The sequence below is a fragment of the Kitasatospora sp. NPDC088351 genome, from assembly GCF_040685575.1.
Taxonomy (GTDB): Bacteria; Actinomycetota; Actinomycetes; order Streptomycetales; family Streptomycetaceae; genus Kitasatospora.
This window is the reverse complement of record NZ_JBFBIL010000010.1, coordinates 58,755-82,646: the sequence shown is the minus strand read 5'-3', so window position 1 is coordinate 82,646 and position 23,892 is coordinate 58,755. Positions and strand designations below refer to the sequence as shown.

26 protein-coding genes are annotated in these 23,892 nt (G+C 71.1%); 4 read left to right on the top strand and 22 right to left on the bottom strand.

Annotation, left to right across the window (positions count from 1 at the left end):
• Positions 1-70: 70 nt before the first annotated feature.
• Both AB0P06_RS10755 and AB0P06_RS10750 read left to right on the top strand, forming a co-directional pair.
• Complete coding sequence (locus AB0P06_RS10755) at positions 71-757, top strand: YidC/Oxa1 family membrane protein insertase (RefSeq protein WP_363606701.1); 687 nt, start codon at positions 71-73, stop codon at positions 755-757.
• 409 nt (positions 758-1,166) lie between these two features.
• Entirely contained in the window at positions 1,167-1,934 is a 768-nt protein-coding gene (locus AB0P06_RS10750; protein ID WP_363606699.1) for a CDP-alcohol phosphatidyltransferase family protein, read from the top strand.
• Between the two features lie 33 nt (positions 1,935-1,967).
• Here AB0P06_RS10750 and AB0P06_RS10745 read toward each other — a convergent pair whose 3' ends face one another.
• A complete protein-coding gene (locus AB0P06_RS10745; protein ID WP_363606811.1) occupies positions 1,968-2,333 on the bottom strand; it encodes a hypothetical protein in 366 nt (121 codons plus the stop codon).
• Here AB0P06_RS10745 and AB0P06_RS10740 point away from each other — a divergent pair.
• Positions 2,241-3,182: a serine hydrolase domain-containing protein gene (locus AB0P06_RS10740; protein ID WP_363606794.1), complete on the top strand. Its 942-nt coding sequence runs from the start codon at positions 2,241-2,243 to the stop codon at positions 3,180-3,182. The two genes, AB0P06_RS10745 and AB0P06_RS10740, sit on opposite strands and share 93 nt — an antisense overlap.
• A 114-nt stretch (positions 3,183-3,296) precedes the next feature.
• On the opposite strand, the gene AB0P06_RS10735 is transcribed toward AB0P06_RS10740, so the two are convergent.
• From AB0P06_RS10735 to AB0P06_RS10640, 20 genes are all read right to left on the bottom strand, one after another.
• Positions 3,297-4,214, bottom strand: a complete 918-nt coding sequence (locus AB0P06_RS10735) for a hypothetical protein (RefSeq protein WP_363606698.1) — start codon at positions 4,212-4,214, stop codon at positions 3,297-3,299.
• Positions 4,211-4,732 carry a SigE family RNA polymerase sigma factor gene (locus tag AB0P06_RS10730; RefSeq protein ID WP_363606696.1) on the bottom strand — a complete coding sequence of 174 codons (522 nt, stop codon included), beginning with the start codon at positions 4,730-4,732 and terminating at the stop codon, positions 4,211-4,213. Before AB0P06_RS10730 ends, AB0P06_RS10735 begins: the two co-directional genes overlap by 4 nt.
• A gap of 125 nt (positions 4,733-4,857) precedes the next feature.
• Positions 4,858-5,157, bottom strand: coding sequence for a hypothetical protein (locus tag AB0P06_RS10725; protein ID WP_363606694.1), 300 nt, complete (start codon positions 5,155-5,157; stop codon positions 4,858-4,860).
• A gap of 23 nt (positions 5,158-5,180) precedes the next feature.
• Positions 5,181-5,786, bottom strand: coding sequence for a hypothetical protein (locus tag AB0P06_RS10720; RefSeq protein WP_363606692.1), 606 nt, complete (start codon positions 5,784-5,786; stop codon positions 5,181-5,183).
• 155 nt (positions 5,787-5,941) lie between these two features.
• The gene (locus AB0P06_RS10715; RefSeq protein WP_363606690.1) at positions 5,942-6,607 is read right to left on the bottom strand and encodes a hypothetical protein; all 666 of its coding nucleotides are present in this window, start codon (positions 6,605-6,607) and stop codon (positions 5,942-5,944) included.
• Entirely contained in the window at positions 6,588-7,841 is a 1,254-nt protein-coding gene (locus AB0P06_RS10710) for an ABC transporter permease (protein ID WP_363606688.1), read from the bottom strand. Before AB0P06_RS10710 ends, AB0P06_RS10715 begins: the two co-directional genes overlap by 20 nt.
• The gene (locus AB0P06_RS10705) at positions 7,838-8,584 is read right to left on the bottom strand and encodes an ATP-binding cassette domain-containing protein (RefSeq protein WP_363606686.1); all 747 of its coding nucleotides are present in this window, start codon (positions 8,582-8,584) and stop codon (positions 7,838-7,840) included. Before AB0P06_RS10705 ends, AB0P06_RS10710 begins: the two co-directional genes overlap by 4 nt.
• Before the next feature lie 81 nt (positions 8,585-8,665).
• Entirely contained in the window at positions 8,666-9,016 is a 351-nt protein-coding gene (locus AB0P06_RS10700; RefSeq protein WP_363606684.1) for a hypothetical protein, read from the bottom strand.
• A 23-nt stretch (positions 9,017-9,039) separates the two neighbouring features.
• Positions 9,040-9,396, bottom strand: a complete 357-nt coding sequence (locus tag AB0P06_RS10695) for a hypothetical protein (protein WP_363606683.1) — start codon at positions 9,394-9,396, stop codon at positions 9,040-9,042.
• Positions 9,397-9,893: 497 nt separating this feature from the next.
• Complete coding sequence (locus tag AB0P06_RS10690; RefSeq protein WP_363606682.1) at positions 9,894-10,301, bottom strand: SSI family serine proteinase inhibitor; 408 nt, start codon at positions 10,299-10,301, stop codon at positions 9,894-9,896.
• 210 nt (positions 10,302-10,511) lie between these two features.
• A complete protein-coding gene (locus AB0P06_RS10685) occupies positions 10,512-10,805 on the bottom strand; it encodes a hypothetical protein (protein ID WP_363606681.1) in 294 nt (97 codons plus the stop codon).
• Positions 10,806-11,043: 238 nt separating this feature from the next.
• Positions 11,044-11,820 (bottom strand): ABC transporter permease, encoded by a 777-nt coding sequence (locus tag AB0P06_RS10680; protein ID WP_363606680.1) that lies wholly within the window; start codon positions 11,818-11,820, stop codon positions 11,044-11,046.
• Complete coding sequence (locus AB0P06_RS10675) at positions 11,817-12,776, bottom strand: ATP-binding cassette domain-containing protein (RefSeq protein WP_363606678.1); 960 nt, start codon at positions 12,774-12,776, stop codon at positions 11,817-11,819. The genes AB0P06_RS10680 and AB0P06_RS10675 overlap by 4 nt, the downstream gene beginning before the upstream one ends.
• Positions 12,777-12,808: 32 nt before the next feature.
• Positions 12,809-13,645, bottom strand: a complete 837-nt coding sequence (locus AB0P06_RS10670; protein ID WP_363606676.1) for a DUF4097 family beta strand repeat-containing protein — start codon at positions 13,643-13,645, stop codon at positions 12,809-12,811.
• Positions 13,646-13,750: 105 nt separating this feature from the next.
• Positions 13,751-14,290, bottom strand: coding sequence for a hypothetical protein (locus AB0P06_RS10665; protein WP_363606675.1), 540 nt, complete (start codon positions 14,288-14,290; stop codon positions 13,751-13,753).
• Positions 14,291-14,512: 222 nt separating this feature from the next.
• Positions 14,513-15,532, bottom strand: a complete 1,020-nt coding sequence (locus tag AB0P06_RS10660) for an adenosine deaminase (protein WP_363606793.1) — start codon at positions 15,530-15,532, stop codon at positions 14,513-14,515.
• Between the two features lie 163 nt (positions 15,533-15,695).
• Positions 15,696-16,991 (bottom strand): DUF445 domain-containing protein, encoded by a 1,296-nt coding sequence (locus tag AB0P06_RS10655; protein ID WP_363606674.1) that lies wholly within the window; start codon positions 16,989-16,991, stop codon positions 15,696-15,698.
• A gap of 242 nt (positions 16,992-17,233) precedes the next feature.
• Complete coding sequence (locus AB0P06_RS10650; RefSeq protein ID WP_363606673.1) at positions 17,234-18,193, bottom strand: ATP-binding cassette domain-containing protein; 960 nt, start codon at positions 18,191-18,193, stop codon at positions 17,234-17,236.
• A gap of 42 nt (positions 18,194-18,235) precedes the next feature.
• A complete protein-coding gene (locus AB0P06_RS10645; RefSeq protein ID WP_363606671.1) occupies positions 18,236-19,162 on the bottom strand; it encodes an ABC-2 family transporter protein in 927 nt (308 codons plus the stop codon).
• Positions 19,155-20,015: an ABC-2 family transporter protein gene (locus AB0P06_RS10640; RefSeq protein WP_363606669.1), complete on the bottom strand. Its 861-nt coding sequence runs from the start codon at positions 20,013-20,015 to the stop codon at positions 19,155-19,157. Before AB0P06_RS10640 ends, AB0P06_RS10645 begins: the two co-directional genes overlap by 8 nt.
• 328 nt (positions 20,016-20,343) lie before the next feature.
• Here AB0P06_RS10640 and AB0P06_RS10635 point away from each other — a divergent pair, with 328 nt between their 5' ends.
• The gene (locus AB0P06_RS10635) at positions 20,344-22,665 is read left to right on the top strand and encodes a transglycosylase domain-containing protein (protein WP_363606668.1); all 2,322 of its coding nucleotides are present in this window, start codon (positions 20,344-20,346) and stop codon (positions 22,663-22,665) included.
• Between the two features lie 31 nt (positions 22,666-22,696).
• Here AB0P06_RS10635 and AB0P06_RS10630 read toward each other — a convergent pair whose 3' ends face one another.
• Positions 22,697-23,878 (bottom strand): winged helix DNA-binding domain-containing protein, encoded by a 1,182-nt coding sequence (locus tag AB0P06_RS10630; protein ID WP_363606667.1) that lies wholly within the window; start codon positions 23,876-23,878, stop codon positions 22,697-22,699.
• Positions 23,879-23,892: the final 14 nt, after the last annotated feature.

The following is a 23,892-nucleotide window of genomic DNA, read 5'->3' as shown; positions in this document are numbered from 1 at the left end:
CGTTGCGCGGCCGTCCTCCGCCGATCACTCATGCACTCATGCTTTGAGACCCCGGAGGGCTCACCCCGTCATGTCTGTTTTCGCGCTTTTCGACCCGGCCGTCGGCCTGGCCCACGATGTCGTCTCCGCACTCGCCGGTCTGCTGCCGACGGCGCTGGCGATCGTCCTGTTCACCGTCTGCGTCCGCCTGGCCCTGCATCCGCTCGCCCGGGCGGCGGCGCGCGGCGAGAAGGCCAGGGCACGGCTCGCCCCGCAGGTCGCCGAGCTGAACCGCAAGCACAAGGGCAAGCCGGAGAAGCTCCAGGCCGCGCTGGCCGAGCTGTACAGGAAGGAGAAGGCCTCGCCGTTCGCCGGGTGCCTGCCGATGCTGGTGCAGCTCCCGTTCTTCTCGGTGATGTACCGCCTCTTCACCACCCCGAACGACCTGCTCGGCCACACCCTCTTCGGCGTCCCGCTCGGCCTGCACGTGCACGGCGCGACGGGCCCGGCGCAGCTGGCGGTCTTCGGCGTGCTGTACGCGGGTCTGGCGGCGGTGGCGTACGTCGGCTTCCGGCGGGCCCGGCGGGCCGCGGCGGCGCAGCCCACCCCGCAACCGGGGGCGGCCTTCCTGCCGTACCTGTCCTTCGGCACGGTGCTGTTCGCCTCGCTGGTGCCGCTGGCCGCCGCGATCTACCTGCTGACCACGACCACCTGGTCCGCCGCCGAACGCGCCTGGCTGCACCGCGGCGCCCCGGTCCCGGGGGTGGCCCTGGTCTGACGGCCCACGCCGCCGGACGGCCGCACCCCACGGGCGCGAAGCGGGCCGGACCACCCCGCCCGGTCCTGGCCCGCTTCGCGCCCGGTCGCCGTCGCGGTCCAGGGGCGTGTCTGACAATTCCCGCCGGGCGTGCGACGCTCCCCCAGCCTTCGGCCGGGAGGTACCCCCAGGGCACGCACTCCCCCAGCCTCCGGCCGGGAGGTGCCCCCACCGCAGTGGCTCCCTCCTCCGCCTTGCGGTGCACGCACCCCACCGCCGCACACTGATCCGCCGCGAATTGTCAGACACGCCCCAGCCTGTGAAGATCGTTTCGAGGTCGTCGGTCGTCGGCGGCCGGATCGGGGCCGGGCCGAGGTCGGGACGGGCCGGATCGGGCCCAGGGCAGGCCGGACAGGTGGAGGAAATCATCATGGTGGCTGCTCCGGCGCTGGCGGAGTTGCGGGAGGTCTGCCAGCCGCAGGCCAAGCTGGGGAGCCGCAACGGGGAGCACTGGGCGGGGCGGCTGTACATGCGCCGGGTCTCGCTGCGGACGACCAGGCAGCTGGTGCGCACCTCCGTCTCGCCGAACTCGCTGACCTGGACCATGGTCGTCTGCGGTGTCGGCGCCGGGGCCGCGCTGCTGATCCCCGGGCTGCCGGGAGCGGTGCTGGCGGCGGTGCTGTTCCAGCTCTTCCTGCTGTTCGACTGTGTCGACGGCGAGGTGGCCCGCTGGAAGAAGCAGTTCAGTACGGCGGGTGTCTACGTCGACCGGCTGGGCGCCTATCTGGCCGACGCCGCCCTGATGATCGGGGCGGGTGTCCGGGCGGCACGGGGCGGGTCGGAGCTGTGGGTCTCGGTCGGTCTGGCGGCGGCGCTGGGCGTGGTGCTGCTGAAGGCCTCGACGGACCTGGTCGATGTGGCACGCGCCCGCAGCGGTCTGGCACCGGCCGACGACGAGTCGACCCAGCCGCGCTCGCAGGGCATCGCGACGGCGCGACGGCTGGCCTCCGTCCTCAAGATCCACCGGGTGACCAACGGCATCGAGGCGTCGCTGGTGCTGCTGGCGGTCGCGGTGGCGGACGCGGCGGTCGGCAGCACGGACCCGACCCGGGTCGCGGTGGCGGCGATCGCCGCGATCACCTGGGGCATGGTGGTCGCCCACCTCGCGTCGATCCTCTCCTCCTCCCGGCTCCACTGAGAACTCCAGACCGATCATCAAATCCTTTGCAGGTCAAGTGATTTGATTCATACCACCGGTGGCGTCCACCCCCGCCGGACGGCCGGCCGACACCCGTCGCGGGGTGTACGGCCGGCCCCGCCCCGAGGGTGACGCGATCGGCGAAGCGTGGATGCGAACGTGGTCCCAGGGGCCCGGCAGCCGGGCTCCGGGGGAGGGAATCACCATGACCACCACCACCTCGCGCCGCCGCCTGGGGCTGCGGCTCGCCGCCGTCGCCATCGCCGGCGCCACCGTCGTCCCGCTGGTACCGACGGCCGGTTCCGGATCGGCAGCGTCACCAAGACGTTCGTCTCGACCGTCGTACTCCAGCTGGTCGCCGACGGCCGGGTGGGCCTCGACGATCCGGTCGAACGCCACCTGCCCGGTGTGGTGCCGAACGGCGCGGGCATCACCGTGCGCCAACTGCTCAACCACACCAGCGGCCTGTTCGACTACCTGGAGGACCCTCGGTTCCTCTACCACGACGACGCGAGCCTGCGGACCTACCTGGCGCAGGGCCGCTGGACCGACTACCGCCCGCGGCAGCTGGTGGCGGCGGGCTTCGAGCACCCGCCGTACTTCGCGCCGGGCCAGGGCTGGCACTACTCCAACACCAACTACGTCCTGCTCGGAATGCTGATCGGGAAGACCACCGGCCGGACCTGGCAGAAGGAGGTCGAGCAGCGCATCATCCGCCCGTTGCACCTCGACGACACCGTCATGCCGACCTCCGGCACCGGCATCCCCGGGCCGCACGCGCACGGCTACGCCAAACTCCCGGAGGGTCCGGTGGACATGACCCGGATCAACCCGACCTTCGGCGACGCGGCGGGCAACGGCATCTCCTCCACGAACGACCTCACCCGCTTCCACGCCGCCCTGCTCGGCGGCCGCCTGCTGCCTCCGGCCCAGCTCGCCGAGATGACCACCACCGTGCCGGCCCCCGCCATCGGCGCCGACTACGGCCTCGGCCTGATCCGCTTCGACCTCCCGTGCGGGCCGGCCTGGGGGCACCTCGGCGGGCTCCCGGGGTACGGGACGGTGCTGCTCGGATCGCTGGACGGCGGCAAGCAGTTCGCCCTCTCGCACACCCCGTACGGTGAGGGCGACCCGGAGGGGCCGGGCCGGGCGTTCCAGAATCTCGTGATCAAGGCCGCCTGCGGCAAGGACGCCCCGCCCACGGGCACGTTCCCGCCAGCCCTGACGGCACCTGACACCCTGCGCTGACGCGGGACGGACCGGCCGCGCCGCGCTCCCCGGAGTACGGCGCGGCCGGCCTCCGGAAGGGACGGCGGGCCCTGTGGTGCGAGGACGTCGGACTCGTACCGCCGCCGGGCCCGGCTACCCGTTCAGCCAGCTCTTGTTGGTGCCCAGGAGCCGGCCGTCCGCGGCGAAGACCTTGAAGGACGTCGCGTGCAGACCGGCCGGCTGGGCCACCGCGATCCAGCGGAGCGGGGAGTCCCCGACGGGGGCGAGCCGGGGCTCGGAGGTGGTCCCGTTCGACCAGTTCACGACCACCTTGGCGGCATCGGGCCGGACCGCGCCCATCATGACCGGGAGGACCTCGGGCTTTCCGCTCTTGTCGCTGCCGCCGCCGAGCAGCCAGCCCGCCAGACTGCCGTCAGGGCCGGTGGTCAGCGGCTCCGCGGTCCCGGGGACAGGAGTGTCGGAGAGGCGGTCGTCGGGCAGGCGGGCGCCGTCGACGACGAGGTAGAGGTCGACGATGTCAGTGGTCGGCTGCCAGTACCGGGCAACGTAATCGGGGGTCGGTTCGCTCAGGTCGGAGCCCGCGGCGTGCTGTTCCTGCCAGATCAGCTGGGCCTGCTGGAAGGACTGCTCCCTGGTCGACAGCGGCCACAGCGCCGCCCACGCCTGCCACTGCTTGCCGTCGGTGGTGCCTTCCGCCACCAGGGTGCGGACCGGCTGGAACGGGTCCCGGGCGGCGCCGGGGCTTGCCGAAGGACTCGCGGGGGCACTCCCGGGCAGGGCGCCGCCGAGGACGGGTGCGGCAGCGGGCGCCACCGAACCGTCACCGCCCGGCCGGAGGCCCGGCAGAGCCACCAGCACGGCCGCCGCCACCGCGGTCACCGTCAGGGCCGCGGCTCCGGTCAGCAGGTTCCGGCGCCTGCGCAGTCGCCTCCCGCCCGTGATGATCTCGGCGAGGGGGGCGGGCACGATCCGCACCGCCGCTGTCAGCTCCGTCAGCCCGGCACCGATCCGCGCGTCCCCGGCCGAGCCCGCGTGGCTGTTCTCGCTCATACCGTCTCCTTGATCTGTGTCATACCGGTCAGTGCCGAGGAGGCCCGCAGCTTCGCGATGCCCTTCGACGCGTGACTCTTCACCGTGCCCACGGAGCAGTCCATGGCCGCCGCCGCCTGGCTCTCGCTCAGGTCCTCCCAGTACCGCAGCACGACGGCCTGCCGCTGGCGCGGCGGAAGTTCGGCCAGTGCCTTCAGCAGCACGCCGCGTTCGTCGAGCCCGCCGAAGCCGTCCTGCGCGGCCCGCTCCGGCAGCTCGGTGACCAGCTGCTCGGGCACCCGGCGCCGCAGCCGGCGTGCGTGCTCGTTGACCAGGATCCGGCGCACATACGCCTCCGGAGTGTTGGCCTTTCGGACCTTTCCCCATGCCGCGTAGGCACGTTCGAGGGTCGACTGGACGAGGTCCTCGCCCGCCTGCTGCTGGCCGGTCAGTAGAAAGGCCGTACGCAGCAGGCGCGGCCAGACGGCGACCACGAACACCTGGAAGTCTTCGTCCTGCGCCTTCTTCGGTTCTCTCATGAGCACCTCCTGGCTGTTAGATCCCAGAAAGGGCCCGAACCGTTGACCCGGGCGTCAAGAACGGTGCGCCGCCCGTGCGGCGCCGGCAGGTCCGGGGACCCGCCGTCACCGGGAGAGACGGCGGCTCACACGCCGCGCTCAGGCCCGTACCAGGGGACGGGGCGGTCGTTCGGGCTCATCGGAAGGTGCTGGGGCTTGACCGGTCCGGGAGTGACGTACGTTCCGCCCGGGTGGATGACCACCTCGCCGAGCAGGTGCCGGTGGAGCCACTCGGCGAAGCCCATGGCGTGCTCGTGGTAGCCGCCTTCGTCGCGGTCGTGGACGACGACGCTCCAGCCGGTCGCGCCGTGAACCTCGCCGCAGTCAGCACCGTGCCGGACACCGGAGCGACCGAGCACCGGCTGGAGTCCGTCGGCACGCGACACCCCCTCCGAAGCGACGCGTCACATCACTCGTAACTGGCGACGCCTTCCGCAAGCGGGTCGAACAGCAGCCTCCAGTTGCCCGGGAGATGCTGCACCGCGGCCGTGAGGTGGAAGCGGATGACTGTCCACTCGTCAGGCCGGGCAGCCACCCCATGGTCCCGGACGGCCTCCAGGCAGTGGTCGACGAAGTCCGAATCCTCCTCCTCGAACCCCAGCCGCCGGTAGGCCTGTTGTGCCGGCGGCGACTCGGCGAACCAGTCGTCCCACTCGGTGGCGGCGCCCAGGAGATAGAGCAGGTGACCCCCAGGGGCCGGCAGGTCAACGCGCAACCCCTCCGTGGTCCACTCCCGCTGCGCCTCCTCCGAGACCAACGCGGAGCTCTCGACCGCCGAGCCGACGAGGTCCGCCCAGTAAGCCCTGTCGTGCCGACCCGTGGTCTGCCGCAGGTGCTCACTCGCGAATGCCGCCATCGCGTCAGGGTCGTCGATCAGCGGCGAGACGACCATGTCGCTGCCGTAGTCGAATCCGAAGTAGTAGCGATGCCCGTCGAGGGTGAGCGAATCGATACCGGCGACATGGCCGACCCGTCCGGGCAGGGGGTCGACGTGCTTGGCGAGTTCCGCTTCCATAGGCGCGACCGTAGTACCGGTCACTGACAGACCTGTCGGCACGCCCCCACTCATGGCCACCTCGGTCTCCCCCTCCCGGCCGCCTCCGTAGCCCCGACGCTCCAGAAAGCCCGGCCCTCCGTCCTTCGACGGAGGGCCGGGCCGGCCCGGCCTCCTCAACGCAACCGCGCCCAGACCCGCATGCTCCACCCCGAGCGCATCCTGGCCGCACGCCACGGTGTCAGGGTCATTGCCGCACAACCGATGCCAAGAGCCACGACAGCGAGGGCCCAGCAGGGCCAGGCAGTGGGCGGCTGGTTGGTCCAGTCCCACCACCTGTTACGGCCCTGCGCATCGTATTGCCAGTAGGTGAGGGGGAAGACGCTGGCCAAGGGCAGAATGAAGGAGAGTCTCCATCCGAACAAGCGGCCGGAGAGTAGTGCAAGACCGGTCCAGATCAGCAGACCGCGTGTAAGAAGTACAGCGACGGCAGGCGAGCTGATGACAAGTTCCTCCACACCGAGGACAGCTGCGGACAAGGCCACAACACCCGCGATCCAAGCGAGTTGGGCGCGGCGGAATGCGGTCGTGGCGGTCTCCTCGAACCGCTGCATAAGGCTGGCCAGCCCGGCTACCGACACGGTCGCAAAGACGAGCGGGATTTCCCGCCTGAACGGTATCCCCGTTCCCCCGTTCGTGTAGGGAAGTTGGAGCATAACTGAGCCGAACAACGCGTCACATACGGCAACGAGCGCGAACACGGTAAAGATGCCGCGAACGTTGTGAGACCGCGCGAATCGCGAGATCGTGCCCCAACGGGGCTCATCCACAGTGAGCCCCACCGATGGTCTCCATCCGTTGCCGAACCCAGTTCTCCTGGTACGCCTCCGGAGTGGTGATGAGCCGGGCGATCTCGGCCTGGTCCACACCGGGAGGCCCGCCGTGCCGGTCTGCGGGCTGCCCCCCTCCGGCGATACGCGCGGTGATCCACGCGTCGACCTCGAACATTGCCCGATAGCGGCGTTCGCCAGCCGCGTCGTTGCCCTGGCAGGGCTTCGGCTCGGAGGCGTTGCCTATCGCCATCGCAATTCCTATTGCGGCCTCCCACATGGAACCCTCGCTGATCGAGAAGTCCCCGTCGAGCTCGCCTCCGCCACGCAGGCCCTGTTCGTGGAACGATCCAGGCGACTTGATCAGGTCTGCCGGCAGGGCGGCTGCGCGGATCGCCATCTCTTCCAGCTGCGGCAGGTACTTACGCTGCTCCGGCCAAACGCAGATCTGCGGGGTAGTGTTCGTGCACAGCGGGGCGGCTGGCGCTGGACGCGGTTCTCGGACGGCGCCCGCGGCTCCCAGCGCCAGGACGGACAGCAACGCCAGGGCCACGGAGCCACCGGCGAACACCACGCCTGGGCCCCCAAAGACGCGCCCGGTTGGGCGGGGGGCCAGGACCGCGAGAACGGCGACTACACCGGCCAGGGCCAAGCGGGCGACGAGCGCGGTGGGCACGATGCCGACGTACGGGGCGCCGGAGAGCATGAACAGTCCGAGATTGCCCGGCCCTCCTGCGGCAGCCAGGACGACAAAGCAGGCAAGGCCGACGATGACCGGTACAGCTACGCCAGAGGGAAACCAGCTGCCGACCAGATGTCCCGCGCTCGCACACAACGTGATGACGCTCACGCCGAGGAACACATAGCCGAGCCAGAGGAAACCCGGTCCGGCTTCTTCGACGCTGACTGCGGCAGCGGCAACGACGCCGACCATGTAGGCCACGAGACCGTAGGTTACGGTCGCGGCAAGCTGCGGTAACTCGCTGTTCCAACGGGGCTTGGATCCTGCCGCGATCTGATCGCCCATGCGGTTCCGATGTACCCGGCCGGCAGACCAGGCGGCAGCCGTCGCAAGCAGAGGACCGACGTAGAACGACGGGATCTGCGCAGCGACGCTTGCCTCCGACCACACGCCGATCCACCACCGCGACCTCCCGAACAGAACGGCAAGATCGAGAGCAATCAGGACCGGCAGCCACCACCGAAGTGGCGACCGACGCAACTCCATCAGGAGAATACGGATCACGCCGACACTCCCAAGGTTGCCATGTACCCGCGTTCCAGCGGACTGTCGCCTGCCACACCGGCCTCCGCGCTGCGTGCGGCAAGATCGCGCGGCGTACCGCGGAACACGAACGCGCCATCCCGCATGACGGCGACCTCGTCACAGACGGCCGCGACATCCTCCACGAGATGGGTACTGAGGATCACGGCAGTGTCCTTCAACGACCGGATGAGGTCGCGGAACTGAAGTCGCTGTGCCGGGTCGAGTCCGACAGTGGGCTCGTCCAGCAACAGCAGGCTGGGTGAACCGACGATCGCGGAGGCGACGCCCGCGCGGCGGAGCATCCCGCCCGAGAGTGACTTCATCGTGTCTTTTGCGCGGCCTTCGAGGCCCACGGACTCGATCGCCCTCACGGTCTCCTGATGGGACTCTCTGGACGGCACACCACGCAGCCACGCACAGTAGCGGACGAAGTCGTACACCGAGTAGGCCGGGTAGTAGCCGAAGTCCTGTGGGAGGTAACCGATCCGCCGACGGGCGGCTCGCGCGGAGCGCTCCGAGCGCACCATGTGGCCGCATACTGTCAGCGATCCCTGCCTGGCCGGCACGACGGTGGCCAGGGTGCGCAAGAGTGTCGTCTTACCCGCACCATTCGGGCCCAGCAGGCCATGCACGCCAATGCCAAGGTCCCAGTCAAGGCCGGAAATCACCTCGCGGCGGCCGTAACCCTGCACTAACCCCGACAGGGCCGCAATCGGTTGCACGCGCTTTCTTTCCCTTCACACGATCAGCCGGGCGCCCCCAGAGACGAGGGCGCCCGGTACTTCATGTCCTGCCGGGTTGCATCAGCCTCGGAAGTTCACCCAGGAGAAATTGATCTTGAACGTGCAGTCCACCTGTCCCCAGTCCTGCTTCGACGAGCCGAAGAGAAACATGTACTCGGCCGACTGCTGGTCCAAAGACCAGTTACAGGACGCCGCATTACGGTAGAATCCCGTAGCAGTCACGTCTTTGCAATGCGCGTTCGACCCGGTGCTGCCCCATGTGGAGTAGCAGCCATTGACATCGTTGCTGGTCCCGCTGGCCATTGCGGCCGGAGACACGACGGCGACTGCGGCAGCGGCAAGACCGGCGATTGCGGCGGCCCGCGCCATCGAGGAACGCCGACTCGGAGCCGAATTGTCAGACTTCGTCATCACTCTCTCCTCCGATGTACTGGTCACGGACCGGTGGTGTAGTCAACCCACGAGCTCTCGATCGAGAACGCGCAGTCGACCTGCCCCCAGTTGGGCTGAGAAGACAGGTTCCAGAAGTAGTAGTACGTGCTCCACCGGTCGGACTGCCAACTGCACTCTGCGTGGTTGCGGTAGTAGCCGGTGACCCCAACGCTCTTGCAGTGCGCGTTGGATCCGGTGCTACCCCAAGTCGAGTAGCAGCCATTGGTTTGGCCGCTCGTCCCGGAGGCCGTTGCCGCCGGGGCCGCGGCAACCGCTGCCGCAACGGCCAGTCCTGCTATCGCGACAGATCGCGCTATCTTTGAACGCACCCGCAGTGCGGGGGTGGTGAGATCCGCCATCACTTCTCCTTCTGTTACGGGTCGGTGGCGGGATCGGGACTCCAGCGCTGCAACGCCGAGCCCGGTCACTAGAACGGCACCGGCTGACCGCCGGTGCCGTTCGTCATACTGACAGTCACATCCGCACGGGGCAACGAGCCCGAAACCCCACAGCGATCATGCGATGACCGTCAGCCACGAAACTCCTGGAGGACTCGGTCGATACCGGGCGCAGATTCTGCGCAAATCGGCAGCACTTGCGGCCCTCTGCAAGTAGTAACGATTTCGCATCAGAACTTTCCGCAGGGCCGGATTCGTCGCACCTTCAAAGCCCCCGGCCCGGCGCGCCAGGAGGTCTACGTACTCCTGACTCCACGTCAGACACTGTGCTGGAGTTGCATGCGACCGAGCAGGATGACATCGACTCCAATCCGATCCTCTTTACCGTGACACGCCAGCAGCCCGGCCCTCCGTCCTTCGACGGAGGGCCGGGCTGCTGATGCGGGGCGTCCTCGGCCTCAGAAGACCGGGGTCGTGGCGCGCTCCAGGAAGCACTGGTTGGTGAAGGTCTTCTGCCAGGCGACCCGTTGGCCGTTCCACTCGCCCTCGGCGTCGGCGGTGACCGGGTCGTAGTAGTCGGGACAGAAGCGGTCCGGATCGCCGACAAGGCGGTCGAAGTCTCCGTCGGCTGCGGTCAGGGCTGCGCAGGCGGCGTCCGGATCGGGGTGGGTGCCGCCGTTCGGGTCGCAGGTGAGGACGAAGTCCTCCACGAGGGAGCCGTCCTCGTCACGGGTGACGGAGAGCTGAAGGAGGCCGAGCGAGTCGGCCGAGGCCGGCCGTGTCGCAGGGGCGGCCCCCAGGGTGGTGGTGATGACGACGGCGACAGCGGCGGAGGCGACGAGCCGCCGAATTGCGGTGGTGGTCATGCCGACACCCGACCACGGCCGGATCGGCATGACCAAGCCACCCATCCGTCGAACGAGTGATCCCCACACGAAAGTTAACGCCAGGGAGTGACCGCCACCCGGCCCGCCCCGGCCCCGGTCGGCCTCGCCGATGCTCCCATGGCACCTGCGGCCACACACAGTGAGGCCGGCCCGCGATGCCGGGCCGGCCTCGGCTGGAACCGCGTACGGTCAGGCGACGTACACGCTTGAGCCGAACTCCTGGGTCGTCCGGCCGCCCGGGGGAACGACCGTCAGGACGTCACCCGTACAGTTCGGGCCGCTGTAGACCACGGCGTACTCGTTCGTGCGGTTGTGGAGGATGAGCGGCCAGATATCGGCATTGACACACCCGCTCGGGTTCTCGACCACCTGCCCGCCGCCGAAGACGAAGGTGCCGTGGGCCGCCGAGGCCGAGGTGGGCACGGCGAGCGCCATCATCCCCGCCGCGGCCAGGGCTCCGAACACAGTTACCGCACGTCGCATGGGTGACTCCCGTCAGATCGGTGCGACCGGGCGACCGCCCAGCCGCACGGGAAGTACCCCATGCATGCCGTTCGCACTCGAATCACTTCCGGCGTTCGCTCCACCGCAGCAGACGAGAGGACCGGGAGGTGGACGCGAGGCAGCCGATGCGCCTCTCAACCCTCGCTGAGAAAAGGCCATTGCCGGGGCTGCACCCCGGCGCCGAGCACCTGATCCGCGACGAGCACCCGCGAGGCGCCTACCGCCGCGCGGTGCGGTGGAAGACCGTGCGGGCCCAGAGGTAGCCGGTGAGGGTCAGGGCGAGGCACCAGGCGAGGGCGCTGAGGGCGCTGGTGCCGATGGGGGTGCCCATCAGGAGGCCCCGGAGGGTCTCGATGATCGGGGTGAAGGGCTGGTACTCGGCGAACCAGCGCAGGGCGGTCGGCATGGAGTCGGGCGGGACGATGGCGCTGCCGATGAAGGGCAGGAACTGGAGCGGCATCGGGATGTTGCTGGCGCTCTCGGGGGTCTTGGCGACCAGACCGATGCCGGCCGCCAGCCAGGTCAGGGCGAGGGTCACGAAGACCAGCAGCCCAATGGCCGCGAGCCACTCCACCGGGGTGGCGTCGGGACGGAACCCCGTCGCGAAGGCCGCGCCGATGACGAGCACGAGGCCGATCACCGTCTGGATCAGGCTGCCGACGACATGCCCGGTGAGGAACGCCGAACGGGATATCGCCATCGTCCGGAAGCGGTTGACGATCCCCTCGGTCATGTCCACACAGACGCCGACCGCGGTGACGAGAGCGCCCGAGGTCGCCGCCATCAGGACGATGCCGGGCGTCACGTAGTCGATGTACTTGCCGCCGCCGATCCCCTCGCCGAGGGCCCCGCCGTACGCGTAGTTGAACAGCAGCAGCATCATCACGGGCATCATCACGACCGCGAACGTCATGGACGGATACCGCACCGCGTGCTTCAGGTTGCGTCGCAGCATCGTCAGCGAGTCGCTGACGGCATAGCTCATGGTGCTCATCGGGCGGCGCCTTCCCCGGTCAGGGTGAGGAACACGTCGTCCAGGTCGGGGACGTGCACGGTGAGCGACTCCGCGCGGACGGACGCGTTGTCGAGCGCGTCGAACACGGCCTTCACGGTGAGGACGGAGTTGTCGCCGGGGATGTCCAGGGTGAGCGCCTCGTCGTCCGCCGTGGCGTAGTCGAACAGGCGGGCCGCCGCGGCGAGTTCCCCCGCGTCCGCGAACCGGAGCCGGATGTGGCCGCCCGGGATCAGCCGCTTCAGCTCGTCCGCCGTCCCCTCGGCGACGATCCGGCCGCCGTCCAGCACCGCGATCCGGTCGGCCAGTTGGTCGGCCTCCTCCAGGTACTGCGTGGTCAGGAAGATCGTGACGCCGTGGTCGGCCACCAGCCCCCGGATGATCTCCCACATCGTCCGCCGGCTGCGCGGGTCCAGCCCCGTCGTCGGCTCGTCGAGGAAGATGATCCGCGGATCGCCGACCAGCGTCATCGCCAGGTCCAGTTTGCGCCGCATCCCGCCCGAGAACGTGACGACCGGCTTGGCCGCCGCCCCCGTCAGGTCGAACCTCCGCAGCAGCTCCACCGCCCGCCTCCGCCCCTCCCGACGGCCGAGGTGGTTGAGGTCCGCCATCAGCAGCAGGTTCTCCTCGGCGGTGAGCAGGTTGTCCACGGCCGAGAACTGGCCGGTGACGCCGATCGCGGTCCGGACGGCGTCGCTCTCCCGGACCAGGTCGTGGCCCGCCACCCGGGCCGTCCCCCCGTCGGCCGGGATGAGGGTCGAGAGGATCTGCACGGTGGTGGTCTTGCCCGCGCCGTTCGGCCCGAGCAGGGCGAACACCGTGCCCTCGGGGATGTGCAGATCGATGCCGGTGAGCACCGCTCTGTCGCCGTAGGACTTGCTCAGACCGACGGCGGAGATCGCCGCGGTCGACGTGGGCGGGCTGGGCGCTGAGGTCATGACGGTCTCGCTGCCTTCTCTGTGACGGATGCTCAGGAACGCCGGATCACGATGTCGCCGACCTGCGTCCGCGCCCGCACCTCGACGGTCTCCCGTGCCTCACCCGGCCCCTCCACCGGACCGAGGGAGTTGCGCACGCCGCCGATCTGGGAGTGCACGTCGATCCAGGCTGCCGTCGCCTCGCGGATGCCGACCTCCAAGTCCCCCACGCTGGTCTGCAGGACCACCCGGCCGCGCGTCACCTCGGCGATCCGGATGCCGCCGTGGGCCGTCTTGGCGTCCACGTCCGCATGCGCGACCCCGACGTCGATCCGTCCGTTGGAGGCGTTGGCCCGCAGGTTGCCGCGCACCTCGCCGATCTCCGTCTCCCCGTTGCCGTTCTTCACCGTCACCGCGCCGCCGACCTCGCCGATCCGGACCCGGCCCGACCCGGCGATCTCGGCGTCCCCGCTCGCCTGCTCCAGCCGGATGTCGCCGTGGTCGACCTTCAGCTCGACGGTGGCGGCCTGCTCGACCTGGATGTTGCCGAGGGACGTCTTCAGCCGGCAGTCACCGAGCAGGCCTTCGCAGATGAAGTCCGCCATCGGCGAGTTGCCGTGCACCTCGGAGCCGGCCGGCAGCTCGACGGTGACATCGATCGAGCCCGTCCGGCCGAACAGCGAGCGCTTCTTCGGCCCCTTCACCGACAGCCTGCCGCTCGCGTAGGTGACCTTGGTCTGCTGTGCGGCCCGGATGTCCGCCTCCACGGTGCCGTCCGCGGGCCGCACCTCGACGACCGTGTCGATGCGCTTGCTCGCGATGATCCGGACCGACCCGATGTCGAATTCGAGGATGGCGGAGATCGCGTCGGGGGTGTCGAAAGTAGGCATGGCTGTCCCGTCCTCTTGGCTCTGGTGTGTGTTCCCGCTGGTGGGAGCGGGGGTGACGTGGAAGAGAAGTGACTCGCTTGCTGGCGGAGCGCGGCGGATCCCGGGCTAGTGGACCCAGCCCGTGTAGCCCTGCCCGACTCCCGGGCGGGTACGGCCGGGGGTGCGGGCGGCGGGCTCCCCCGGCTCCAGGGCGGCGGCGACGGCCCGGACGAGCCAGGCGTTGACCGAGAGCCCCTCCTGCCCGGCGGCCTCCTCCGCCCTGCTCTTGAGGTGACCGGGGAGGCGGAAGTTGATCCGGGCGGTGTTGCTGTCGTCCAAGTCCGGCGCCAACGGGGCCGCCGGTGGCACGGGTGGCACCATGGATGACACCACCCCCCTGGGACTCTCGTACGGCTCCGGCGACGGGGGCACCGTCACCACGAACTCGGGATCGAGCCCACGCAGCCGCACGTCGACCGAGCCGGGGGCGAGGTCACGGGTGATCTCGGTCACGGCCGCGGAGAGCGCGTTGAGCAGAGTGAGCCGGACGGCCGACTCCAGGGGCAGGGTGAGCCGCTCGGCGAGGGCGCGGGCGTCGTCGCCACCCGCGCCCGCCGCCACCGCGAGCTCGTGCCGGAGGTTGTCGACGTACGGGGAGAGGTCCATGACGCCATCGTGGCACACCCGTGGCGCCACGGCCAGACCTTTTTGGCACCACCACCGCCGGAGTGGCGCCACCATGACACCAGGGGGTGCGGCCGACAGCGAACCGCCCCGCGGGCAACAGCCGGCGGGGCGGTGGAGGATCACGCGGTAGAGGGTGGAAGGCCGCACGGCAGAGGAACGGAAGACCACCCGGAGAAACCCGGCGAGGCCGGAACGGGCAGGTCAGCCCCGCTGCCACCCGGCCAGGTGGGCGTCGATCTCGCCGACGATCCTGGCCTTCCCGGCCGCGTCCAGGAAGGACGCCTCGACGGCGTTGCGCGCCAGTGCCGAGACCCCGGCCTCGTCCAGGTCCAGCAGTCGGGCCGCCACCGCGTACTCGGTGTTGAGGTCGGTCCCGAACATCGGCGGGTCGTCGCTGTTGACGGTGACCAGCAGCCCCGCGTCGACCATCTGCCTGATCGGGTGCTCCTCGATCCGCTCCACCGCCCGGGTGGCGATGTTGGAGGTCGGGCAGACCTCCAGCGGAATCCGGTGCTCGCCGAGGTGGTCCAGCAGCGCCCGGTCCCGCACGGCCTGCGTGCCGTGGCCGATGCGCTCGGCGCCGAGCACCCGCAGCGCGTCCCAGACCGTCTCCGGGCCGGTGGTCTCGCCCGCGTGCGGGACGCTGCGCAGGCCGGCCGCCCGCGCCCGGTCGAAGTACGGCTTGAACTGCGGGCGCGGCACGCCGATCTCCGGGCCGCCGAGGCCGAAGCTGACCAGGCCCTCGGGGGCGAGGTCCACGGCGAGGCGGGCGGTCTCCTCGGCGGCGGCCAGACCGGCCTCACCGGGGATGTCGAAGCACCAGCGGAGCACGACGCCGAGGTCCTTCTCGGCCCGCACCCGGGCGTCCTCGATGGCCTCCATGAAGGCGACGTCCGGGATGCCCCGGCTGACCGAGGAGTACGGGGTGACGGTCAGCTCGGCGTACCGGATGTTCTGCCGGGCCATGTCCTCGGCGACGCCGTAGGTCAGCGCGCGGACGTCCTCGGCGTCGCGGATCAGGTCGACGACGCTCAGGTAGACCTCGATGAAGTGCGCGAAGTCGGTGAAGCTGAAGTACTCGGCGAGGGCCGCGGGGTCGGTCGGCACCTTCGCGTGGCCGCGGTAGCGGGCGGCCAGTTCGGCGACCACCCGCGGCGAGGCCGATCCGACGTGGTGGACGTGCAGTTCCGCTTTCGGCATCCCGGCGATGAACGCCTCGATGCCCCGGTTTCCGGCGGCGTTCGCGCCGTCGCTTCCGCTGGGGGTTCCGATCCGACTTCCGTCCGGCTGGACCACGGTGGTGCCCTTCTTCCTCTACGCGCGTATCAGCAGTGTCCGCAGTATCCGCACCGTCCGCGAGGACAGTGCGGGGCGCAAGCCTAAGTCACCCCCCGAGGGCGACGGCCACGGTGTGGATGAGCAGACCGGCCAGGGCGCCGACCACGGTGCCGTTGATCCGGATGAACTGCAGGTCGCGGCCGACGTTGGCCTCGATCTTGCGGGAGGCGTCGTCGGCGTCCCAGCCCGCGACCGTCTCGGAGATCAGCGAGGTGATCTCGGCGCGGTAGGTCTCCACCAGGTACTGGGCGGCGTCCTGGAGCCAGCCGTCCACCTTGGCCTGGAGCTTCCGGTCGGTGACCAGACGGGCGCCGAAGTCGCGCACGCCCTCGCGGATGCGTCGGCGCAGTTCGCTGTCCTCGTCCTCGGCGGCGTTCAGCACCAGGGTGCGAACGGCGGCCCAGGTGGAGGCGATCAGGTCCTGCACCTCGGAGCGGGCCAGCAGATCGGCCTTGGCCCGCTCGACCCGGGCGATGGTCTCCGGGTCGGTCTGCAACTCGGTGGCGAAGTCGGCGAGGAAGTTGTCGATGGCGCCGCGCGCGGGGTGGTCCTGGTCGTCCCGGATGTCGGTGACGAACCGCATCAGCTCCTTGTAGACCCGCTCGCCGACCTGGTGGTCGATGAACCGGGGCGTCCAGCCCGGGGTCTTCTGGGTGACCCGCTGGATGACCTCCTCGTGGTTCTCGGTCAGCCAGCCGTGCGCCCGTACCGCGATCAGGTCGACGACCCCGTGGTGGCCGCCGTCGGCGACGACCTTGCCGAGCATCCGGCCCATCGGCTCGGCGACCGAGGTGGCGGCGGCCCGTCTGGTCACCGCCTCGCCGACGACCGCCTGCACGTCGTCGTCCCGCAGCACCGCGAGCACCCCGCGCAGCGCCGCCGACGCCTCCTTGGTGACCCGCTCGGCGCTGCCGGGGGCGGCCAGCCACTCCCCCAGCCGGCGCGCGATGCCGAGCGCGGCGAGCCGGCCGCGCACCACGTGCCCGGAGAGGAAGTTGTCGCCGACGAAGTCGCCGAGCGACCGGCCGAAGGCGTCCTTCTTGGTCGGGATGATCGCGGTGTGCGGGATCGGCAGGCCGAAGGGGCGTCGGAACAGCGCCGTCACGGCGAACCAGTCGGCGAGCGCGCCGACCATCCCCGCCTCGGCGGCCGCCGCCACATAGCCCGCCCAGGCGCCGGCGCCGGCCGCCTGCGCCCAGGTGGCGAGGGCGAAGACCAGGGTCGCGAAGGCCAGCAGGCCGGTCGCGAAGGTCTTCATCCGGCGGACGCCACGTCTCTTCTCCTCATCGGCCGCGGTGAACCGGACCCCGGGGCCGGTCCCGCTGAAGGCTTCGTCACTCACCCCGCCAGTCTGCCCGTTGCCCGGCGCGAGCGGACGGCGTGCCCCACCTGAGCACGCCGGGCGAACGCTTCGAGCGCCGCCAACCGCCCTTACGCGCCCTCAACCGCCGCCACCCGCCGACACGCGCTGCCAACCCGCCGACGCACACCGACGCCCGCCGACGCATACCGACGCACACCGACGAGCGGCCACGCGCCCGGCCCCGCCCGGCCGGGCGCGCTCCGCCCGCGGCGCGGGCCCGGTCAGCCGATCGCGACCTCGGCGTACATCCGGGCGATCACGTCCTCGATGGCGGGCTCGCGGACCGAGAGGTCGACCAGCGGGTAGCGGTCCGCGACCGCGGCCACGATCGGGGCGGCACTCTGCTGGGCCGGGAAGGCCAGCCACTGGCGCGGGCCCTCCACCTTCACCACCCGCGCACCGGCCACCTCGATCGCCGGACGGGCCTCGGCGAGGTCGACGACCAGGGTCCGCTCGCTCTCACCGGCCGCGTGCAGACCGTCCAGCCCGCCGTCGTAGACGACCCGGCCGTGGTCGATCACCATCACCCGGTCGCAGAGCTGCTCGATGTCGGTCAGGTCGTGGGTGGTGAGCAGCACGGTGGTCCCCTGCTCCCGGTTGACCTCGCGCAGGAACTCGCGCACCTTGCCCTTGCTGACCACGTCCAGCCCGATGGTGGGCTCGTCCAGGTAGAGCACCTGCGGGTCGTGCAGCAGCGCCGCCGCGAGGTCGCCGCGCATCCGCTGGCCGAGCGAGAGCTGCCGTACCGGGGTGTCCAGCAGCGCGCCGAGGTCGAGCAGTTCGACGCAGCGTTCCAGGTTGGCGCGATATCGCTGGTCGGGGATGCGGTAGATGCGGCGGGCGAGTTCGTAGGAGTCGCGCAGCGGCAGGTCCCACCAGAGCGTGGTGCGCTGGCCGAAGACGACGCCGATCCGCCGGGCGAGGGTGACCCGCTCCCGGGCCGGGTCCACTCCGGCGACCCGCAGCCGCCCGCCGGTGGGTACCAGGATGCCGGTGAGCATCTTGATGGTGGTGGACTTGCCGGCGCCGTTGGGGCCGATGTAGCCGACGCACTCGCCGGCCTCGATGCCGAAGCTCAGCCCGTCCACCGCGCGCACCTCGCGCTTCTCCCGCTTCAGCCGGCCGGCCTTGGCGCGGACGGTGAAGGTGCGGCGGACGTCTTCGAGTTCGATCAGTGCCATGGGAGTTCTCCGTTCAGAGGGGACGAGGGAAGCGAGCAGCCGTCAGCTGCCGGTACCGCGGTACGCCCGCAGCCCCGCGCGCCAGGCCAGGCCGGCTGCGGCCAGGCTGAGCGCCGCCGCGAGCGGCGAGGCGTACTGGAAGGCGGCGGGCAGGCCGAGCGGGTCGGGCCGGTCGAGGATGCGCAGGGCGGGCAGCCAGTTGACGAAGGCCAGCGGGACGCCGAAGACCACGCCCGCCACCATTTCCTTGGCGAAGACGGTCGGCGGGTAGTGCAGCAGCGTCGCGCCGCCGTAGGTGAAGGAGTTCTGCAGTTCCTTGGCCTCTCCCCACCAGAACTGGAAGGTCGCGCCGCCGACGAAGATCGCCCCGAAGATGGCCGTGCCGCAGACCAGCAGGACGGGCACGAGCAGCACCCGGTCCCAGGTCCAGGAGACGTCCAGCGCGGGCAGGGCCCAGGCCAGCACCGCCAGCGCCTGGAGCGGACGGCCGAGCCGCCGCAGCGAGAAGCGCTCCGCGCAGAGCTGGGCGAGCGCGGGTGCGGGCCGGATCAGCACGGTGTCCAGCGTCCCGGCCTTGATCCGCTGGCCGAGGCCCTCGATCGAGCCGACCAGCAGGTTGGCGGTGCCGAGCGCGAAGCCGGAGGTGCCGTAGAGGAAGCCGAGCTCCGGCAGGGTCCAGCCGCCGAGCCGGTCGGTGTGCTGGAACATCAGCACGACCACGACGAAGTCCAGCGAGGTGACGGCGATGCTGGCGACCAGCATCAGCAGGAACGAGGCCCGGTACGACATCATCGCGCGCATCCACATCCCGGCGGTGAGCCGCCAGCAGCTCAGCGCCCAGCGCGTCCGGCCCAGCAGGGTCCCGGTCGTCGGGTCGGTCCACGAGGTCCCGGCGGCCCACGAGGCCCGGTCGGCCGCTGCCGCCGGGTCTGACGCCGCCCGGTCGGCCGCTGTCGTCAGGTCAGCCACCCTGGACCACCACCTTGCGGGTCGCGAGCAGTTGGACGGCCCGGCCGGCGGCGAGCAGCACCGCGGCCCAGGCGAGTTGGAAGCCGAGCGGGCCGAGCAGCCCCGCCCCGGTCGAGCGCTCCAGGAAGACGTCGGTCGGCACCTGTACCAGCGCGGCCCACGGCAGCACGGGCGCGAGGTCACCGAGCCGGCCGGGGAAGAGCGAGAGCGGCAGCAGCATCCCGGAGAAGAACATCGACACCACCAGCATCACCGAGCGGACCCCCTCCGAGTCGTGCAGCCAGAAGCCGGTGAGCGAGACCAGGAAGCGCAGCCCGAAGCTGACCACCACCGCGAGAAACACGGAGAACAGGAAGAACACCCAGGTCAGCGGCTGCTCGGGCAGTCGGATGCGGAAGACCAGCGCACCCGCGACCATGGGCACCGCACCGCGGGTGACCAGGTGGAAGCCGGCCCGGCCGAGGTCGGTGGCCAGCCACCAGCCCTGGAAGTCCACCGGGCGGTAGAGGTCGATGGCGATGTCGCCGCTGCGGAAGCGGTCCTGGACGTCGTCCTGGAACCCGCCGCCCCAGACCGCGACGGTGACCAGCAGCGCCTGGCTGACCCAGATGTAGGTGACGGCCTGGCTCTGGTCGTAGCCGCCGAGCCCGGGGCGGGCCTGCCAGAGGGCCACGAAGGTGTAGGCGAGGATGAAGCCGAAGACGGTGTTGGTGAAGGCGCCGGCCAGGGTGGCGGCCCGGTAGGTGGAGTAGCGCCGGAAGGCTCCCCGGGCGACGGCCAGGTAGAGGCCGACCGGACCGGCCGGATCGGGAGGGGGCCCGAGCCGCGTCTCAGGGGGTTCGACATTCGGCATATTGTCTCCTTGTCGACAAATACGGGCAAGCATCGGCCCGTAGGCGTCAGCGCACGCCGGACCGGCTCCGACCGGCACCACCCGGGGGTGCCGGGCAGGGCGGGCGGAGCTGCACGAAGTGGGTGCGCTATGTGGTTTGCACCTTTCACCGTACCTCCGACGATCACCCCGCGCACCGGGTTTTCCGCCCTTCCCCCACCCCGGCCCGGAGCAGGCCCCGGCCCCGCCCGCCACCGACTCCGGACGAACGGAACCAAACCCGGCCGCCACGGCCGTTGGGCCAAAAGAGAAGGGCCTGATTCCGGATCAAATAGCACATAATCGCGGCATGACCATGAGGGCAGATCGCCGCACCCGCCGCCGGGCCAAACGTGCCGCTCGCCGCCAGGCCCGACGCGCCCTCCCGTTCTGGCGCCGGCTCCTGCCCACCTGGCGGGTCACCCTCGGCGCCCTCACCACCGTCCTGCTGCTCGCCGTCGGCGCCTTCGCGGTGCTCTACGTCCTCGTCCCGGTGCCCGACCCCAACGCCCACGCCGTCGCGCAGAACAACATCTACCTCTACTCCGACGGCACCACCGAGATCGCCCGCACCGGCGCCGTCAACCGGACCGACGTGACGATCGACCGGATCCCGCCCGACATCCAGCACGCCGTCGTCTCGGCCGAGGACCGCACCTTCTACCAGAACCGCGGCATCGACCTGAAGGGCATGCTCCGGGCCGGCTGGAACACCCTCCTCGGCAAGGGCATGCAGGGCGGCTCCACCATCACCCAGCAGTACGTCAAGAACTACTACCTGACGCAGGACCAGACCATCTCCCGCAAGGGCCGCGAACTGTTCATCGCCCTCAAGGTCGACCAGCAGCGCGACAAGAACGAGATCCTCGCCGGGTACCTCAACAGCAGCTACTTCGGCCGCAACGCCTACGGCATCCAGAGCGCCGCCCACGCCTACTACGGCACCGACGTCTCCCACCTCACCCTCGCCCAGGGCGCCTACCTCGCCGCCCTGCTCCAGGCCCCCAGCGCCTACGACGTGAAGACCGCCACCCCGGCCAACCGCGACAAGGCCGTCGCCCGCTGGAACTACACCCTCGACGGCATGGTCCAACTCGGCTTCCTCAGCCCGGCCGACCGCGCCGCCACCGCCTTCCCCGACCCGATCGACCCGCAGCCCGCCACCGGCCTCAGCGGCCAGGCCGGCTACCTCGTCGGCGTCGCCGACGACTACCTGACCTCCGCCGGGATCGTCGACACCTCCACCCTCAAGGCCGGCGGCTGGCGCATCACCACCACCTTCGACAAGAACAAGCAGGACGCCTTCGTCCACGCCGTCCAACAGGAACTCACCGACGAACTGGACCCCAGGGCCCGGCCCGGTACCGACACCGACGTCCGCGTCGCCGGCGCCTCCGTCGAACCCGGCAACGGCCGCGTCGTCGCCGTCTACGGCGGCCCGGACTACGCCAAGCAGCCCTACAACGACGCCCTGCGCCAGGACAACCAGATCGGCTCCACCTTCAAGCCCATCGACCTCGCCGCCGGGCTCGACTCCGGCCGCAGCAGCGGCGACGGCCGCCCGATCACCACCGAGACCCGCTACGACGGCACCAGCGAACGCCCGGTCACCGGTGGCCCCACTCCCTACGCCCCGCCCAACGAGGACGACATCGACTACGGCAACATCACCCTGCGCTACGCCATGACGAAGTCCGTCAACTCGGTGTACGCGCAGGAGGGGGTGGACGCCGGACTCGCACACGTCCGGGAGACCGCCGTCCGGCTCGGCATCCCCGACAACGTCCCCGGCATGGACCCGGCCAACACCTCGATGACCCTCGGCACCGCCACCCCCAGCGCCCTCGACCTGGCCGGCGCCTACGCCGCCTTCGCCAACCACGGTGCGGCGTACGCCCCGTGGTCCGTGGTCAAACTCGAACGCCTCAACGCCGACTCCGGCTCCATCGACGTCCCCAAGATGCCCGAGCACGTCCCCACCACCGCGCTCGACCGGGGCACCGCCGACGCCGTCACCGACGTGCTGCGCGACGTCGTCGGCCCGCGCGGCACCGGTGCCGCCGCCCTCGACCTCGGCCGCCCCGCCGCCGGCAAGACCGGCACCACCGACTCCAACCTCTCCGCCTGGTTCGCCGGCTTCACCCCCGAACTCGCCACCACCGTCGGCCTGTTCCGGGAGAACCCGAAGACCCACGCCAAGGAGCCGCTGGCCGGCACCGCGGGCCTCACCCGGATCAACGGCGGCGCCTTCCCCACCCGGATCTGGACCGCCTACATGTCCGACGCCCTGGACGGCACCGCCGTCCAGCACTTCGACCTCCAGCCGGGCCACGGCACCGGCCAGAGCAGCGGCCCGACGGCCACCGCCACCGTCTCGCCTTCCTCCTCCCCGAGCGCCACCGCCACGACCGCGCCGCCCGGCACCCCGGAGCCGCCCACCGCCCCGACCACCCAGCCCACCGCGGTCCCCGAGCCGACGACGAACCAGACCCCGCAGGCGCCCAGCCCGACCGCGCCCACCCCGACACAGCCGACCCCCACCAGCCGGCCCACCTCGCCCCGGCCGACCGCCCCGCCCACCGCGACCGCCACCGCACCCGCCGCCGGCTCCACCCCACCGGCCGGGCCGTGACGCGCCGGACGGTGACGCACCGCAGCGACCGCTACACCCCCGACACCAACTCCCGCTCCAGCGGCGTCCGGAACCGCGGCGTCACCCGCACCTCGCCGAGCCAGCCCGCCAGCCGCGCCGCCTCCGCCCCGATCGCCGCCTCCGCCTCCGCCCCGAGGTCCGAGAACAGCCGCCACACCACCTCACCGTCGGGGCGCTGCGCCCAGCCGCCCACCACCCGGCCGCACCACCAGACCGTCGGGCCGGCGTTGCCCGCCCGGTCGAACAGCGCCGGGACGTCCTCCGCCCGCAGGTACCAGTCCCGCACCCGCCAGCCCATCGTGGTCGGGTCCAGGCCCGGCAGCAGCGCCGCCCACGGCTCGGGCTCCACCACCCGTTCCGCGTCCCCCGGCAGCACCAGCCCGGCCACCCCGCCCGCCAGCCGGACGTCCTCCGCCGCGACGTCCGCCAGCGCCTTGCGGGTGTCCCCAAGCGTCCAGCCCGTCCACCACTTCACGTCCTCGACCGTGGCCGGCCCGTACGCCGCCAGCCAGCGCCGCACCACCTCGGCCTTCGCCTCCCGCACCGGCACGTCCCGCCACGGCGGCACCGGCGCCCACGGATAGCTGCTGCTCAGCCAGGACCCGCGCGGACGGCACCGCCGCACGTGCCCGTCCGAGGCCAGCAGCCGCAGCAGCCGGCTGCCCACGCTCTGCTTCGCCTCGTACGGCTTGCCCGCCGACATCAGCATCGTCTCGCGCAACGCCGGGACGTCCGCGCCGAGTTCGCCGGTCGTCGCCTCGCCGCGCCGCTCCAGCGCCGCCAGCACCGCGCGCTCCGTCTCGGCCAGCCGCCGCTCGTCCCAGCCCTCGGCGAACTCCCGCAGGTGCTTGAGCAGCGTGGCCCGCTCCCGGGCGGCGATCGCCCGCGCGCTCGACGCGCTCACATACGGCGCGAACTCCTCCGTCACCGCGAACATCGTCCGCCGCATCGACAGCAGCTTCACCAGCGTGACGTCCTCGTAGAGTGCCCCCTCCACCTCCGCCGCCGAGGGCTCCGCCAGCCGCGCGCAGGCCGACAGGTACACCGTCGCCGCGTCGGAGGCGTGCAGCCCGACGACCGCGCCGGCCACCTCCTCGACGGCCGCGGCCCGCTCCGCGGGCGCCAGCAGGTGCCGCCGCCCCACCCGGGCGCGACGCTGCTCATCACTGATCAGAGGCATGCGGCTGGTCATGCCGGGACTTTACT

Excerpts from the sequence above, each read along its gene's own strand:
- AB0P06_RS10755 (WP_363606701.1), top strand. The coding sequence starts at position 71 with ATGTCTGTTTTCGCGCTTTTCGACCCGGCCGTCGGCCTGGCCCACGAT.
- AB0P06_RS10750 (WP_363606699.1), top strand. The coding sequence starts at position 1,167 with ATGGTGGCTGCTCCGGCGCTGGCGGAGTTGCGGGAGGTCTGCCAGCCG.
- AB0P06_RS10735 (WP_363606698.1), bottom strand. The coding sequence starts at position 4,214 with ATGAGCGAGAACAGCCACGCGGGCTCGGCCGGGGACGCGCGGATCGGT.
- AB0P06_RS10730 (WP_363606696.1), bottom strand. The coding sequence starts at position 4,732 with ATGAGAGAACCGAAGAAGGCGCAGGACGAAGACTTCCAGGTGTTCGTG.
- AB0P06_RS10720 (WP_363606692.1), bottom strand. The coding sequence starts at position 5,786 with ATGGAAGCGGAACTCGCCAAGCACGTCGACCCCCTGCCCGGACGGGTC.
- AB0P06_RS10700 (WP_363606684.1), bottom strand. The coding sequence starts at position 9,016 with ATGACGAAGTCTGACAATTCGGCTCCGAGTCGGCGTTCCTCGATGGCG.
- AB0P06_RS10695 (WP_363606683.1), bottom strand. The coding sequence starts at position 9,396 with ATGGCGGATCTCACCACCCCCGCACTGCGGGTGCGTTCAAAGATAGCG.
- AB0P06_RS10690 (WP_363606682.1), bottom strand. The coding sequence starts at position 10,301 with ATGACCACCACCGCAATTCGGCGGCTCGTCGCCTCCGCCGCTGTCGCC.
- AB0P06_RS10685 (WP_363606681.1), bottom strand. The coding sequence starts at position 10,805 with ATGCGACGTGCGGTAACTGTGTTCGGAGCCCTGGCCGCGGCGGGGATG.
- AB0P06_RS10680 (WP_363606680.1), bottom strand. The coding sequence starts at position 11,820 with ATGAGCACCATGAGCTATGCCGTCAGCGACTCGCTGACGATGCTGCGA.
- AB0P06_RS10675 (WP_363606678.1), bottom strand. The coding sequence starts at position 12,776 with ATGACCTCAGCGCCCAGCCCGCCCACGTCGACCGCGGCGATCTCCGCC.
- AB0P06_RS10670 (WP_363606676.1), bottom strand. The coding sequence starts at position 13,645 with ATGCCTACTTTCGACACCCCCGACGCGATCTCCGCCATCCTCGAATTC.
- AB0P06_RS10665 (WP_363606675.1), bottom strand. The coding sequence starts at position 14,290 with ATGGACCTCTCCCCGTACGTCGACAACCTCCGGCACGAGCTCGCGGTG.
- AB0P06_RS10650 (WP_363606673.1), bottom strand. The coding sequence starts at position 18,193 with ATGGCACTGATCGAACTCGAAGACGTCCGCCGCACCTTCACCGTCCGC.
- AB0P06_RS10640 (WP_363606669.1), bottom strand. The coding sequence starts at position 20,015 with ATGCCGAATGTCGAACCCCCTGAGACGCGGCTCGGGCCCCCTCCCGAT.
- AB0P06_RS10635 (WP_363606668.1), top strand. The coding sequence starts at position 20,344 with ATGACCATGAGGGCAGATCGCCGCACCCGCCGCCGGGCCAAACGTGCC.
- AB0P06_RS10630 (WP_363606667.1), bottom strand. The coding sequence starts at position 23,878 with ATGACCAGCCGCATGCCTCTGATCAGTGATGAGCAGCGTCGCGCCCGG.